General features: G+C 65.4%; 12 protein-coding genes. 9 read left to right on the top strand and 3 right to left on the bottom strand.

The genetic code is table 11. The features are described 5' to 3' along the window. Positions 1 to 5 precede the first annotated feature (5 nt). Positions 6 to 2,024 (bottom strand): alpha-1,4-glucan--maltose-1-phosphate maltosyltransferase, encoded by a 2,019-nt coding sequence (locus E3U47_RS06815; RefSeq protein WP_134690222.1) that lies wholly within the window; start codon positions 2,022 to 2,024, stop codon positions 6 to 8. A 139-nt stretch (positions 2,025 to 2,163) separates the two neighbouring features. Here E3U47_RS06815 and E3U47_RS24910 point away from each other — a divergent pair, with 139 nt between their 5' ends. Both E3U47_RS24910 and E3U47_RS06810 read left to right on the top strand, forming a co-directional pair. Further along, positions 2,164 to 2,325 carry a hypothetical protein gene (locus E3U47_RS24910; protein WP_167659443.1) on the top strand — a complete coding sequence of 54 codons (162 nt, stop codon included), beginning with the start codon at positions 2,164 to 2,166 and terminating at the stop codon, positions 2,323 to 2,325. A gap of 162 nt (positions 2,326 to 2,487) precedes the next feature. Continuing rightward, the gene (locus tag E3U47_RS06810; protein ID WP_046856293.1) at positions 2,488 to 2,748 is read left to right on the top strand and encodes an acyl carrier protein; all 261 of its coding nucleotides are present in this window, start codon (positions 2,488 to 2,490) and stop codon (positions 2,746 to 2,748) included. On the opposite strand, the gene E3U47_RS06805 is transcribed toward E3U47_RS06810, so the two are convergent. Then, positions 2,723 to 4,393 (bottom strand): AMP-binding protein, encoded by a 1,671-nt coding sequence (locus E3U47_RS06805; protein ID WP_134690221.1) that lies wholly within the window; start codon positions 4,391 to 4,393, stop codon positions 2,723 to 2,725. The genes E3U47_RS06810 and E3U47_RS06805 overlap by 26 nt on opposite strands. Positions 4,394 to 4,700: 307 nt before the next feature. Between E3U47_RS06805 and E3U47_RS06800 the strand changes: the two genes are divergently transcribed. The 4 genes from E3U47_RS06800 to E3U47_RS06785 are packed head-to-tail and all read left to right on the top strand — an operon-like array spanning position 4,701 to position 10,256. Then, positions 4,701 to 5,864, top strand: coding sequence for an isovaleryl-CoA dehydrogenase (locus E3U47_RS06800; protein ID WP_134690220.1), 1,164 nt, complete (start codon positions 4,701 to 4,703; stop codon positions 5,862 to 5,864). A gap of 19 nt (positions 5,865 to 5,883) precedes the next feature. Beyond that, entirely contained in the window at positions 5,884 to 7,491 is a 1,608-nt protein-coding gene (locus E3U47_RS06795; RefSeq protein WP_134690219.1) for a carboxyl transferase domain-containing protein, read from the top strand. Positions 7,492 to 7,494: 3 nt separating this feature from the next. Continuing rightward, positions 7,495 to 8,304 (top strand): gamma-carboxygeranoyl-CoA hydratase, encoded by an 810-nt coding sequence (locus E3U47_RS06790; RefSeq protein WP_134690218.1) that lies wholly within the window; start codon positions 7,495 to 7,497, stop codon positions 8,302 to 8,304. Further along, on the top strand, positions 8,301 to 10,256 hold the full coding sequence (locus E3U47_RS06785; protein ID WP_134690217.1) for an acetyl/propionyl/methylcrotonyl-CoA carboxylase subunit alpha: 1,956 nt from the start codon (positions 8,301 to 8,303) through the stop codon (positions 10,254 to 10,256). The genes E3U47_RS06790 and E3U47_RS06785 overlap by 4 nt, the downstream gene beginning before the upstream one ends. A gap of 132 nt (positions 10,257 to 10,388) precedes the next feature. Here the strand turns inward: E3U47_RS06785 and E3U47_RS06780 are convergent, their stop codons facing one another. Next, entirely contained in the window at positions 10,389 to 11,045 is a 657-nt protein-coding gene (locus E3U47_RS06780; protein WP_134690247.1) for a LexA family transcriptional regulator, read from the bottom strand. Positions 11,046 to 11,174: 129 nt separating this feature from the next. Between E3U47_RS06780 and E3U47_RS06775 the strand changes: the two genes are divergently transcribed. The 3 genes from E3U47_RS06775 (at position 11,175) to E3U47_RS06765 (ending at position 13,799) form a co-directional block, all read left to right on the top strand. Further along, positions 11,175 to 11,492: a DUF6124 family protein gene (locus E3U47_RS06775; RefSeq protein WP_134690216.1), complete on the top strand. Its 318-nt coding sequence runs from the start codon at positions 11,175 to 11,177 to the stop codon at positions 11,490 to 11,492. A gap of 429 nt (positions 11,493 to 11,921) precedes the next feature. Then, a complete protein-coding gene (locus tag E3U47_RS06770; protein WP_134690215.1) occupies positions 11,922 to 12,437 on the top strand; it encodes a DUF4880 domain-containing protein in 516 nt (171 codons plus the stop codon). A gap of 213 nt (positions 12,438 to 12,650) precedes the next feature. Further along, complete coding sequence (locus E3U47_RS06765) at positions 12,651 to 13,799, top strand: M14-type cytosolic carboxypeptidase (RefSeq protein ID WP_134690214.1); 1,149 nt, start codon at positions 12,651 to 12,653, stop codon at positions 13,797 to 13,799. Positions 13,800 to 13,806: the final 7 nt, after the last annotated feature.

Genomic DNA, 13,806 nt, shown 5'->3' with positions numbered 1-13,806 from the left:
GGCAGTTAGCGCAGCTTCTCGATGCGCCAGATACCGAACGGCTGGTGCCAGGGCTCGATGCGCATCCATTGGGTCTTGCCGTGCCAGGTCCAGCGGTGGCCGTTCATCAGGTCCTCGCCCTGGGTATCGGCGTTGTCGTCCAGCCCCAGCTCCCACAGCGGCAACTCGAAGCTGGCCTCCTGGGCGTTATAGGGGTCGAGACTGATGGCCACCAGGATGACGTTGTCGCGCTCGGGCGTGCGCTTGGCGAAGTACAGGATCTGGTCGTTCCAGCAGTTGAGGAACACCACCCCCAGGTGCGTCTGCAGGGCACGGTTCTGGCGGCGGATGCGATTGAGCTGGGCGATCTCGGCGACGATGTTGCCGGGCTGGGTGAAGTCCCGGGGGCGGATCTCGTATTTCTCCGAGTCCAGGTACTCCTCCTTGCCCGGCAGCGGCGTGCCCTCGCACAGCTCGAAGCCCGAATACATGCCCCACAGACCCGAGCCCATGGTCGCCAGCGCCGCGCGGATGAGAAAGCCCGGGCGGCCGGAGGTCTGCAGGAAGTACGGGTTTATGTCCGGGGTGTTGACGAAGAAGTTCGGTCGGTAGCACTGGCTCCACGGCGGCTGGTTGAGCTGCTCGAAGTATTCACGCAGCTCCTGCTTGCTGTTGCGCCAGGTGAAGTAGGTGTAGCTCTGCGCATAACCGACCTTGCCCAGGCGCGCCATCATCGCCGGGCGGGTGAAGGCCTCGGCAAGGAAGATCACCTCGGGATGCTGGCTGCGCACATTGGCGATCAGCCATTGCCAGAACGGCAGCGGCTTGGTGTGCGGGTTGTCGACGCGGAAGGTCCTGACCCCCTCCTCGACCCAGCCGAGCACCACGTCGCGCAGCGCCAGCCACAGGCTCGGCACCGCCTCGGGAGCGTAGAAGTCGACGTTGACGATGTCCTGGTATTTCTTCGGCGGGTTTTCCGCGTAGCGGATGGTGCCGTCGGGACGCCAGCTGAACCAGCCGGGGTGCTCCTGCAGCCAGGGGTGGTCCTGGGAGCACTGGATGGCGAAGTCCAGGGCGATTTCCAGGCCGTGCTCGGCGGCGGCGGCGACCAGGCGGCGGAAGTCCTCGCGGCTGCCCAGCTGCGGGTGGATGGCGTCGTGCCCGCCTTCGGCGCTGCCGATGGCATAAGGGCTGCCGGGGTCGCCGGGCTCGGCCTGCAAGGCGTTGTTGCGGCCCTTGCGGTGCTTCATGCCGATGGGGTGGATCGGCGGAAAATACAACACATCGAAGCCCATGTCGCGGATCATCGGCAGACGCTGGCGCACGTCGTCGAAGGTGCCGTGGCGCTCGGGCTCGTCGGTGACCGAGCGCGGGAACAGCTCGTACCAGCTGGCGAACTGCGCCGCCTCGCGGTCGACGTCCAGCGGCAGTTCGGCGCTGCGGGTCAGGTAGCTGCGGTGTTCGGCCTCGAACATCAACTGCGCGGCGTCGCGGTGCAACAACAGCGCCACCTGATCGTCCGCCGACAACCCCGGCAGGCGCTGCTGCAATTGTTCAAGCTGCTCGCGCAGCAGGCCATCACTGCGTTCGATGCCCTTGCCCAGCAGCAGGCGCCCCTCCTCCAGCTCCAGCTTCACCTCCACGCCGGCGGCGTACTTCTTCTCCAGGTCATGGCAGTAGCTGGCCCAAGGGTCGATCCAGGCCTCGATGCTGAACAGATGCACGCCCAGCTCGGCAGGCGTGAATTCGGCCAACCACAGGTCGTTGCCCGGCGAGTGCATGGCCACGCAGTGCCAGCGCCGGCTGTGGGCCTGGCGCCAGTGCAGGGTCACGGCCAGGCGATCGTGGCCATCGCAGTACACCTTGGCGCTCACCTCGACCTTGTGCCCGCGCACCGCCTTGGCCGCGAAGGTGCCACCGTCGAGCACCGGGCTGATGTCCTCAATCACGATGCGCGGCGCCAGCAAGGCCTGGGACAGGCTGATGGCCTGGTCCGGGTGATCACCTGCCGTGGGCACGCTTTCGAACGGCTCGTTACCAGACATCGATCTTGCTCCCCTGGGCTGGTGGCGGTAAGGGTTCAGAGCCGTGCGCAAGCGCGAGGGTTCAAAAAAAATGAGCGCAGGGCGCAGACCCGGGTCAAAGCCTGCAACACCTCTTCATTCATCCCACGAGGTCAGGCCCATGAATATTCCCATTCCACCGGAGACACCCGACCCGAACATCGACGACCCGGCGCTCCCCCCGCCGGTGCCCGAGGAGGAGCCGGACGAACTGCCGAGCAAGCCGAGCGTGCCGCCGACCGTGGGCGACCCGCCGAGCCAGGAGCCGCCGGTGAAAGCTTGAGGATAGACAAGGCTGCGCAAATCTGGCCACCTTGGCCGGCCCTGTCGCGGGGCCGGCATTCACAGCACAAACCTGGCTCAACCGCACCTGGCATTTCTACCAGTAGCACCTGCCCGCAAAGCCACGTACAGAGAAGCCTCACTCTCTGACGATCCTTCCGGCATGCACTCACGCCTCTACATCGCCTTCCACGTGCAATGGATCCTCGCAAGCTTCCTGGAGCAGAGCCTGCACCAGATCCGCCCCGACATCACCCTGGACGAGCTGGGTGCCGACAGCTTCGACCTCGTGGAGCTGCAGGCGATCATGGAGGAAACCTTCGGCATCTTCATCGCCGAGCCCCTGCGGGCCCACGTCACCTTCGCCGAACTGGTCGACCTGATCTACAAGACCATGGCTAACCCCCCAGCTCCTCCACACTGATCTCGCGCATGCGAAACTTCTGCACCTTCCCTGTCACCGTCATCGGGAATTCATCGACAAAGCGGAAATGCCTTGGCGCCTTGAAATGCGCCAGCCTGGCCTTGCACCACTGCTGCAGCTCATCCGCCGTGGCGCTGTGCCCCGGGTGCAGGCGAATCCACGCCACCACCTCCTCGCCATACTTGCGGCATGGAATCCCCACCACTTGTGCCTCGGCCACCGCCGGGTGGGTATGGAAGAACTCCTCCAGCTCGCGGGGATAGATGTTCTCGCCGCCGCGAACGATCATGTCCTTGTTGCGCCCGACGATGCGCACGTAGCCGTCGTCATCCATCACCGCCAGGTCGCCGCTGTGCATCCAGCCGGCCGGATCGATGGCGTCATGGGTGGCCTGCTGGTTGTCCCAGTAACCGAGCATCACGCTGTAGCCGCGGGTGCACAGCTCGCCGATCTCGCCACGGCCAACGATGCGCCCATCGCTATCCACCAGCTTGGTCTCCAGCTGCGGCTGGGTGCGGCCGACCGTGGTCACGCGCAGCTCCAGTTCGTCGTCCGGGCCGGTCTGCAGCGACACCGGGCTGGTCTCGGTCATGCCGTAGGCGATCTGCACCTGGGCCATGTGCAACTGATCGATGACCTTGCGCATGACCTCGATCGGGCAGGTGGCGCCGGCCATGATGCCGCTGCGCAGGCTCGACAGGTCGAGCTGGGCCCGTAGCGGATGATCGAGCATGGCAATGAACATGGTCGGCACGCCATACAGGATGCTGGCCCGCTCCTCGGCCACGGCGCGCAGGGTCAGCTCGGCGTCGAAGGCATCGTTGGGGTAGATCATGGTGGCGCCATGGGTGATGCAGCCGAGGTTGGCCATGACCATGCCGAAGCAGTGGTACAACGGCACCGGGATCACCATGCGGTCGTGCTCGCTCAGGCCAAGGCTCTGGCCGACCATGTAGCCGTTGTTGAGGATGTTGTAGTGGCTGAGGGTGGCGCCCTTGGGGGCGCCCGTGGTGCCAGAGGTGTACTGGATGTTCACCGGTTGGTCGAACTGCAGCTCGGCCTGGCGAGCCGCGTAGTCGGCCTCGCTCACCGCCCCTGCCCGCCCGGCCAGCATGGCCCAGGGCATAAAGCCTGGCGGTGGCTCGGCGGCCAGACTGACCACGCCGCGCAGCTCTGGCAGGCGCTCGCTGGCCAGTTCGCCAGGCGCCGCGGTCGCCAGCTCCGGCACCAGTTCCTGCACCATCGCGTGGTAATCGGAGGCCTTGAACGCGCCGGCGCACACCAGCCAGCGGCAGCCCGACTGACGCAGCACGTAATCCAGCTCGCCGACGCGGTAGGCCGGGTTGATATTGACCAGGATCGCGCCGACCTTGGCCGTGGCCAGTTGCAGGATGCACCACTGGGCGCAGTTGGGCGCCCAGATGCCGACCCGCTCACCAACAGCCATGCCTAACGCCAGCAAGGCCCGGGCATGGGTATCGACCTCGGCGGCCAGTTCACGCCAGCTGTAGCGCAGGCCCTGGTGGAGCACCACCAGGGCCTCGCGTTCGGCATGGCGGGCGACGGTGGCATCGAAGGCCTGACCGATGGTCTGGGTCAGCAGGGGCTGGTCCTGGCGGCCGCGGGTATAGCTTGGTTGAGGCATGGATGTCCCTTCTTTGTGATTGTTCTGGGCATGACTGAAGCAGGCGTGAATTACTCTGGCGCAGATTTACGTTTACGTAAAGGTGATTGACAGCCTGCAGAGCCAGGTTTACGTTAACGTCAACCACGCATCACTGCGGCTGGACAGGAGCGAGGTTGTGGCAGCGGGCTGGCCCCGCGATGAGGCCGGACCAGTCGATGCAACTGGCCGTTCTGACGGGCATCGCGTGGCCAGCCCGCTGCCACAACCCAGCTCCCGCAAAGCCGCCGTGATACCTCGAACATCAAGAACAACAAGGTGCCCGCGCATGCATTACCCCACCCTGAACTTCGCCCTCGGCGAGACCATCGACATGCTCCGCGACCAGGTGCGCACCTTCGTCGCCGCCGAACTGGCACCGCGCGCCGCGCAGATCGACCAGGACAACCTGTTCCCCGCCGACATGTGGCGCAAGTTCGGCGACATGGGCCTGCTGGGCATCACCGTGGCGGAACAATACGGCGGCGCCGGCCTGGGCTACCTGGCCCACGTGGTGGCCATGGAAGAGATCAGCCGGGGTTCGGCGTCGGTGGCCCTGTCCTATGGCGCCCACTCCAACCTGTGCGTCAACCAGATCAACCGCAATGGCACTCACGAGCAGAAGCTCAAGTACCTGCCCAAGCTGATCAGCGGCGAACATATCGGCGCCCTGGCCATGAGCGAGCCCAATGCCGGCTCCGACGTGGTGTCGATGAAGCTGCGCGCCGAAAAACGCGGCGACCGCTATGTGCTCAACGGCAGCAAGACCTGGATCACCAACGGCCCCGACGCCAACACCTACGTGATCTACGCCAAGACTGACCTGGACAAGGGCCCCCACGGCATCACCGCGTTCATCGTCGAGCGCGACTGGAAAGGCTTCAGCCGCAGCAACAAGTTCGACAAACTCGGCATGCGCGGCTCCAACACCTGCGAGCTGTTCTTCGATGACGTCGAAGTGCCGCAAGAAAACATCCTCGGCCAGCTCAACGGCGGCGTGCGCGTGCTGATGAGCGGCCTGGACTACGAGCGCGTGGTGCTGTCGGGCGGCCCGACCGGCATCATGCAGAGCTGCATGGACCTGGTCGTCCCCTACATCCACGACCGCAAGCAGTTCGGCCAGAGCATCGGCGAATTCCAGCTGATCCAGGGCAAGATCGCCGACATGTACACCCAGCTCAATGCCAGCCGCGCCTACCTGTACGCCGTGGCCCAGGCCTGCGACCGCGGCGAGACCACCCGCAAGGACGCCGCCGGGGTGATCCTTTATACCGCCGAACGCGCCACGCAGATGGCCCTGGAAGCGATCCAGATCCTCGGCGGCAACGGCTACATCAATGAATTCCCGGCTGGCCGCCTGTTGCGCGACGCCAAGCTGTACGAGATTGGCGCCGGCACCAGCGAGATCCGCCGGATGCTGATCGGCCGCGAACTGTTCAACGAAACCCGCTGAGCATAAGGAACGGGCGCACATGGCTACCCTGCACACCCAGATCAACCCGCGCTCGGCGGAGTTCGCCGCCAACAGCGCGGCCATGCTCGAACAGGTCCAGGCCTTGCGCGGCCTGCTCGCCCAGGTCAGTCAGGGCGGCGGGCCGAAGGCGCAGGAGCGGCATACCTCGCGGGGCAAGCTGCTGCCTCGCGAGCGTATCGACCGCCTGCTCGACCCGGGCTCGGCGTTCCTCGAAATCGGCCAACTGGCCGCCCATGAGGTGTACGGCGAAGACGTGCCGGCCGCCGGCGTGATCGCCGGCATCGGCCGCGTCGAGGGCGTGGAGTGCATGATCGTGGCCAACGACGCCACGGTAAAAGGCGGCTCCTACTACCCGCTGACGGTGAAAAAGCACCTGCGCGCGCAGACTATCGCCCTGCAGAATCGCCTGCCGTGCATCTACCTGGTGGACTCCGGCGGCGCCAACCTGCCGCGCCAGGACGAGGTGTTCCCCGACCGCGAGCACTTCGGGCGGATCTTCTTCAACCAGGCCAACATGAGTGCCTTGGGCATCCCGCAGATCGCCGTGGTAATGGGCTCGTGCACTGCCGGTGGCGCCTATGTGCCAGCGATGGCCGACGAAGCGATCATGGTGCGCCAGCAGGCGACCATCTTCCTGGCCGGCCCGCCACTGGTGAAAGCGGCGACGGGTGAAGTGGTGAGTGCCGAGGACCTTGGCGGCGCCGACGTGCACTGCCGCACCAGCGGCGTGGCCGACCATTACGCCGACAACGACGAACATGCCCTGGCCATCGCCCGCCGCAGCGTGGCCAACCTCAACTGGCACAAGCTCGGCAAGCTGCAATGCCAGGCGCCGATCGCGCCGCTGTATGGCGCCGAGGAGCTGTATGGCGTGGTGCCAGCCGACGCCAAGCAGCCGTTCGACGTGCGCGAGGTGATCGCGCGGCTGGTCGACGGCTCGCTGTTCGATGAGTTCAAGGCGCTGTTCGGCACCACCCTGGTGTGCGGTTTCGCCCACCTGCACGGCTACCCGGTGGCGATCCTGGCCAACAACGGCATCCTCTTCGCCGAGGCCGCGCAAAAAGGCGCGCACTTCATCGAACTGGCCTGCCAGCGCGGCATCCCGCTGCTGTTTTTGCAGAACATCACCGGCTTCATGGTCGGCAAGAAGTACGAGGAAGGCGGCATCGCCAAGCATGGCGCCAAGCTTGTGACCGCGGTGGCCTGCGCCCAGGTGCCGAAGTTCACGGTGATCATCGGTGGCAGTTTCGGCGCTGGCAACTATGGTATGTGCGGCCGCGCCTACGATCCGCGCTTCCTGTGGATGTGGCCCAACGCGCGGATCGGCGTGATGGGCGCCGAGCAGGCCGCCGGGGTGCTGGCCCAGGTCAAGCGCGAGCAGAGCGAGCGCAGCGGCGAGGTGTTCAGCAGCGAAGACGAGAAGAAGCTCAAGCAGCCGATCCTCGACCAGTACGAGCGCCAGGGCCACCCCTACTACTCCAGCGCCCGGCTGTGGGACGACGGTGTCATCGACCCGGCGCAGACCCGCGATGTGCTCGGCCTGGCCTTGTCGGCCGCGCTGAACGCCCCGATCGAACAGAGCCGCTTCGGCATTTTCCGGATGTGACCCATGAGCGACTTCGCGACTATCGAACTGGAACACGACCCGCGCGGCTTCGCCACCCTGTGGCTCAGCCGCGAAGACAAGAACAATGCCTTCAACGCGCAGATGATCCGCGAACTGATCGTCGCCCTCGACCGCCTGGCCGAGGACAGCCGCCTGCGCTTCGTGCTGCTGCGCGGTCGTGGCCGGCACTTCAGCGCCGGGGCCGACCTTGCCTGGATGCAACAGTCGGCGGCACTGGACTTCAACACCAACCTCGACGACGCCCATGAACTCGGCGAGCTGATGTACGCCCTGCACCGGCTCAAGGCTCCGACCTTGGCCGTGGTGCAAGGCGCCGCCTTCGGTGGCGCCCTGGGGCTGATCAGTTGCTGCGACATGGCCATCGGTGCCGAGGACGCCCAGTTGTGCCTGTCCGAGGTTCGCATCGGCCTGGCGCCCGCGGTGATCAGCCCGTTCGTGGTCAAGGCCATCGGCGAGCGCGCCGCGCGTCGCTACGCCCTCACCGCCGAGCGCTTCAGCGGCGTGCGTGCCCGCGACCTCGGCCTGCTGGCCGAGGTCTACCCAGCCGCCGAGCTCGACGCCCAGGTCGAGGCCTGGGTGAGCAACCTGTTGCACAACAGCCCCCAGGCCCTGCGCGCCACCAAGGAACTGCTGCGCGAAGTGGACGACGGCGAATTGAGCCCGGCCCTGCGCCGCTACTGCGAGAACACCATCGCCCGCATCCGTGTCAGCGCCGAAGGCCAGGAGGGCCTGCGCGCCTTCCTGGAAAAGCGCCGCCCGGCCTGGCAAGACAACAAGGAACCGCGCCCATGAGCCGCCCTACCCTGACCACCCTGCTGGTCGCCAACCGCGGCGAAATCGCCTGCCGGGTGATGCGTACCGCCAAGGCCATGGGCCTGACCACCGTGGCCGTGCACAGCGCCACCGACCGCGACGCCCGCCACAGCCGCGAAGCCGATATCCGCGTCGACCTCGGCGGCGCCAAGGCGGCCGACAGCTACCTGGTGATCGACAAGCTGATCGCCGCCGCCAAGGCCAGCGGCGCCCAGGCCATCCACCCAGGTTATGGCTTTCTGTCCGAGAACGCAGGCTTCGCCCGCGCTATCGAACAGGCCGGGCTGACCTTCCTCGGCCCACCGGCCTGCGCCATCGACGCCATGGGCAGCAAGTCGGCGGCCAAGGCATTGATGGAGGCCGCTGGCGTGCCGTTGGTACCGGGCTATCACGGCGAGGCCCAGGACCTGGAAACCTTCCGCGCCGCCGCCGAGCGCATCGGCTATCCGGTACTGCTCAAGGCCAGCGCTGGCGGTGGCGGCAAGGGCATGAAGGTGGTGGAGGAGGAAAGCCAGCTGGCCGACGCCCTGGCCTCGGCGCAGCGTGAAGCGCAGTCGTCGTTCGGCGATGCGCGCATGCTGGTGGAAAAATACGTGCTCAAGCCGCGGCATGTGGAGATCCAGGTGTTCGCCGACCAGCATGGCAACTGCCTGTACCTCAACGAGCGCGATTGTTCGATCCAACGCCGCCACCAAAAGGTGGTGGAAGAGGCGCCGGCGCCAGGCCTGTCGCCCGAGCTGCGCCAGGCCATGGGCGAGGCGGCGGTGCGCGCGGCCCAGGCCATTGGCTACGTGGGCGCCGGCACCGTCGAGTTCCTGCTCGATGCCCGGGGCGAGTTCTTCTTCATGGAGATGAACACCCGCCTGCAAGTGGAACACCCGGTCACCGAAGCCATCACCGGGCTCGACCTGGTGGCCTGGCAGATTCGCGTGGCCTGCGGCGAGGCGCTGCCGATCAGCCAGGCGCAGGTGCCGCTGATCGGCCATGCCATCGAGGTGCGGCTGTACGCCGAGGACCCGGCCAACGAATTCCTGCCGGCCACCGGTACCCTGGCGCTGTACCGCGAATCGGCGCCGGGCGAAGGCCGCCGGGTGGACAGCGGCGTCAGCGAGGGCGACGTGGTATCGCCGTTCTACGACCCGATGCTGGGCAAGCTGATCGCCTGGGGGCAGGACCGCGAGCAAGCGCGCCTGCGACTGCTGGCGATGCTCGATGAGTTCGCCATTGGCGGGCTGAAGACCAACATTGCCTTCCTGCGCCGCATCCTGGCGCACCCAGCGTTCGCCGAGGCGGAGCTGGACACCGGGTTCATTCCGCGTCATCAGGACGTGCTGCTACCCCCGCCACAGGAGCTGCCGGCGCAATTCTGGGAGGCCGCCGCCGAAGCCTGGCTGCAAGGCGAGCCTGCGCAACTGCGCCAGGACGATCCCGCCTCGCCCTGGACCTTGCGCGATGGCCTGCGCCTGGGGCTACCGGCACGCAGTAGCGTGCACCTGCAATGCGACGGGCATGAGCAGGCTGTGGCGTTGGAGCGTAGTGCGCCTTCGACTTATTGCCTGGAGGGGGAGCAGCTGTGTCATGACCACGACGGCCTGCGCCGTCGTTACCTGGCGGTTCGCCGGGGCGGTACGCTGTACCTGCAGTGGCAGGGCGAGTTGCACGCCGTCAGTGCCCATGATCCGATCGCCGCGGCCGAGGCCAGCCACAGCCACCAGGGCGGCCTGGGGGCGCCGATGAACGGCAGTATCGTGCGGGTGCTGGTGGAGCCGGGGCAGGTGGTAGAGGCCGGTACCGCGCTGGTGGTGCTGGAGGCGATGAAGATGGAACACAGCATTCGCGCGCCCCATGGTGGGACGGTGAAGGCGTTGTTCTGCCAGGAAGGGGATATGGTCAGCGAGGGGACGGTGCTGGTGGAGTTGGAGGGGGCGTGATTGCGGCAATGTGCCCGCCGAAAGGTTTGCAGCGCCTATAAGATCGAGCGCCGCCCGCGCGGCGCTCGATCTCAAGAGCGCTGCAAGGCTACCGTCTGGCACCTCGCAACCCCGACACGGCTACGCGCGAACCTAAAGCACCCCGTGCATGCGCACCACAACACCAAGAAACTCGCACCCCTCCTCGCACAGCACCGTCGGATACAAGGTATTGAGCGGCCTGAGCATCCGCTGCCCGCCCTCCTCGATCAACTCACGCAGCACCGCCGGCTTACCGGGCTGGCGCGCCACTACCAGCCTGCCCGGCGTCACCTCGATCCCCGCATCCACCAACACCCGCATGCCCAGCGGCACGCTCCTGCCGCTGGCGGCGTTCATCGAATCGTTCTCGACCGGCAACCAGAATGCGTTGCCTGCAGGCATATAGTCGGTCAGCTCGTGGATTTCACTGGTTGCCGGCAGCGGCCCTTCCAGGTCGGCCCAGCTCAACACTGGCAAGCGAAAGCTGGCATGGCGCAAGGCATTGACCGAAAGCGGTCGTTCCACGGCATAGACACCCCTGGTTTCGCGAACCGTGGCGTCACGCTCGACCACCATCACCCGCGCTTCGAGGTACACCAGCCCGAGCTTTTCCAGCTTCTCGTTGACTGTCACCAGGGTGGGCCTGCGCGTGCCACGCAGCCAATGGCCGACACCGCCTTGGGTCATGCCCAGGCGTTCGGCCAATTGGTGCTGCTTGAGGTTGTGCTCGCGCTGGTAGCGCGACAGAAATTCGATCCAGTTTTCCATGGCTGTGAACGATACGGACTGGATGAACGGCATCAATACACATCCTGAATTATCTCAGAACTCAACAATAATACAAATTGACCTAACATCAACGCTCATTGTCCTCGAAGGGATTTCACAGGAGCAGTCATGAGTAATTCGACAAAAGAAGAAACAGATCTCGACGAAGAAGCAGCCCGCCGCGCCCTCGACTATTACCTCAACCCCACCCCCAGCAAGCCTGACCTGGAGCGTTCGCTGTGGACCTTGCGCGAAGGCGTCAGCAACGCCCAGGCCAGCGAGCATGCCATGGCCCTGCTGCGCTGCGCGGCCGCCACGGCGCAGGAAACCGGCAGCCACCTGCAGGGCACCACACGGGAAGTGGTATTTGCGCTAATGCACATGATGAACATGGCCCGGGCCCTGCTGGAGCAGTGCCACGCCACGGAAAAGGCAGGTAATCGCTAGGGAGAACGTGATAGCCGACGAACGGCAATAGCCCCAGTTGCCGGGGACGAGGAAGGCGTCAGGAAGATTTTTTTACCGATGCACGGAAAAATCATTTGACTGGCAAATGATAACGATTATTATTGCACTCAGCAGGTCGCGAGACCCGCTGGATAACCTGCAACGTCCTCAGGTCGGACGCTCAGATTATCTCCTCATCAGGCTAATCACGGTTTTTGACCCGGCTTTTTGCCGGGTCATTTTTTTTGGCTCTTCAGGCTAATGAAGATCGTTTGATGGCGCCGATGATAGCAAAAGTGTGTCAGCACGTGAACGCTCATTACAAATCTTTGCCGAATCAGCACTTGAGAATCAATCTCGTTAAGGCTAAGCTGATCTCGCGTCAAGGAAGATGCCCCCACCCCTTCCCCAATGAGCAAGGAGCTGTCCATGACCCGTCTGCTGCTGCCCCTCGAGCATGATCCGCGCACGGCCGAACGGCACGGCGAAGACGCCTTGTTGCACGCGCTCAAGCGCCTGCCACGGCGGGTCCAGCAAGTGTTCCTGCTGAACCGTCTCGACCAGTTGGGTTTCGCCGAGATCGCCACGCGCCTCGACCTGCCGCTGGTCAGCATCGAGCGCCACATGAGCCAAGCCTTGAACGCTACCCGCCAGCCGGGCGACAGCCTGGGCGGTATCGCCGGACACTGGTACGTACGCCTGCAAAGCCCGCAGGTGACCGCCAGCGAACGCATCGACTTCCGCCGCTGGCTGGATGCCAGGCCCGAACACCTGCGCGCCTTCCACGACACCGAGCTGCGCTGGCGCAGCCTGCTCGCCCCGGCACGGCAACTGGGCCATGACGGCTGGTACCGGCAAGGACGCGCGGCATTGTCGCTGGGCGGGTGTTCGATTGCGGTTGGGCTGGGTGTCGCCGCACTGGTGGCGCTGGGCCTGTGGGCCTGAAGACTTCGCAATCCTTGTAGGAGCGGCCTTGTGTCGCGACAGGGTCGCATAGCGGCCCCGGCGATATCAGCTCGCCTCACGAATCCTGGGGCTGCTTCGCCCCCCTTTCGCGACACAAGGCCGCTCCTACACAGGTTAATCCCGATCAACATACGCACCCCCGCCCCAAGCGGTGTAGAGTACGGTCACAACAACGCCAACAGGAGGCTGGCAATGACCGTGACGCTCTCCCCGCTGCACATCGACTGCGATTTCGACTCCGGCAACATCCTGGTCCTGGACACCAGCGACCCTGCGCACGTCCACCTGAACATCCGCCCCGACACCCACAGCGGGCACTTCCAGTGGTTCCACTTCAAGGCCAGCGGCCTGACCGCGGGCCAGGTTCATCGCTTCAGCCTGGACAACGCCCACCAGTCCTCCTACAAGAACGCCTGGACCGGCTACCACGCCGTGGCCTCGTACGACCAGCAAACCTGGTTCCGCGTGCCCAGCCAGTTCGACGGCAAGGCCCTGAGCTTCGACTTCAAGGCCGAACAGCCACAAGCCTGGTTTGCCTACTTCGAGCCGTACTCCCGTGCCCGCCACAACCAGCTGATCGAGCGCGCCCGGCAGATCTCTGGCGTCGAGCTGCTGGCCAGCGGTCGCAGTGTGCAGGGCCGCGATATCCCGCTGCTACGCGCAGGTGACGGCGCCGCCGGCAAGCGCAAGCTGTGGATCATTGCCCAACAGCACCCCGGCGAGCATATGGCCGAATGGTTCATGGAAGGCGTGATCGACGCCCTCGAAGCCAATGGCCCGGTCATTGAGCAACTGCTGGCCAAAGCCGACCTGTACCTGATCCCCAACATGAATCCGGACGGCGCCTTCCTCGGCCACCTGCGCACCAACTTCAAGGGCAAGGACCTCAACCGCGCCTGGCAGGACGCCAGCGTCGAGCTGAGCCCCGAGGTGTTCTTCGCCCAGAGCCAGATGAAGCTGCATGGCGTGGACGCCTTCATCGATGCCCATGGCGACGAGGAAATCCCCCATGTGTTCACCGCGGCCTGCGAGGGCAACCCCGGCTACACGCCGCGCATCGCCAAGCTGGAAGAGCAGTTCCGCGGCACCCTGTGCAGCCTGACCCCGGACTTCCAGACGAAGTACGGCTATACCCGCGACGAACCGGGCCAGGCCAACATGACCCTGGCCTGCAATGCCGTGGGCCAGGCCCATGACTGCCTGTCGCTGACCCTGGAGATGCCGTTCAAGGACCACGACGATGCGCCGAATCAGCGCACCGGCTGGTCGGGTGAGCGCTCCAAGGCGCTGGCCGGGGCGGTGCTTGAGACGTTGCTGAAGATGGTCGGCGATCTGCGCTGAGCTACGC

The organism is Pseudomonas sp. RIT623, assembly GCF_004519305.1.
In the GTDB taxonomy this organism is placed as follows: Bacteria; Pseudomonadota; Gammaproteobacteria; order Pseudomonadales; family Pseudomonadaceae; genus Aquipseudomonas.
This window is presented reverse-complemented; position numbering and strand designations above follow the sequence as displayed.

What these genes read in the sequence shown, in the direction of transcription:
- E3U47_RS06815 (WP_134690222.1), bottom strand. Translation starts at nt 2,024, where the DNA reads ATGTCTGGTAACGAGCCGTTCGAAAGCGTGCCCACGGCAGGTGATCAC.
- E3U47_RS24910 (WP_167659443.1), top strand. Translation starts at nt 2,164, where the DNA reads ATGAATATTCCCATTCCACCGGAGACACCCGACCCGAACATCGACGAC.
- E3U47_RS06810 (WP_046856293.1), top strand. Translation starts at nt 2,488, where the DNA reads ATGCACTCACGCCTCTACATCGCCTTCCACGTGCAATGGATCCTCGCA.
- E3U47_RS06805 (WP_134690221.1), bottom strand. Translation starts at nt 4,393, where the DNA reads ATGCCTCAACCAAGCTATACCCGCGGCCGCCAGGACCAGCCCCTGCTG.
- E3U47_RS06800 (WP_134690220.1), top strand. Translation starts at nt 4,701, where the DNA reads ATGCATTACCCCACCCTGAACTTCGCCCTCGGCGAGACCATCGACATG.
- E3U47_RS06795 (WP_134690219.1), top strand. Translation starts at nt 5,884, where the DNA reads ATGGCTACCCTGCACACCCAGATCAACCCGCGCTCGGCGGAGTTCGCC.
- E3U47_RS06790 (WP_134690218.1), top strand. Translation starts at nt 7,495, where the DNA reads ATGAGCGACTTCGCGACTATCGAACTGGAACACGACCCGCGCGGCTTC.
- E3U47_RS06785 (WP_134690217.1), top strand. Translation starts at nt 8,301, where the DNA reads ATGAGCCGCCCTACCCTGACCACCCTGCTGGTCGCCAACCGCGGCGAA.
- E3U47_RS06780 (WP_134690247.1), bottom strand. Translation starts at nt 11,045, where the DNA reads ATGGAAAACTGGATCGAATTTCTGTCGCGCTACCAGCGCGAGCACAAC.
- E3U47_RS06775 (WP_134690216.1), top strand. Translation starts at nt 11,175, where the DNA reads ATGAGTAATTCGACAAAAGAAGAAACAGATCTCGACGAAGAAGCAGCC.
- E3U47_RS06770 (WP_134690215.1), top strand. Translation starts at nt 11,922, where the DNA reads ATGACCCGTCTGCTGCTGCCCCTCGAGCATGATCCGCGCACGGCCGAA.
- E3U47_RS06765 (WP_134690214.1), top strand. Translation starts at nt 12,651, where the DNA reads ATGACCGTGACGCTCTCCCCGCTGCACATCGACTGCGATTTCGACTCC.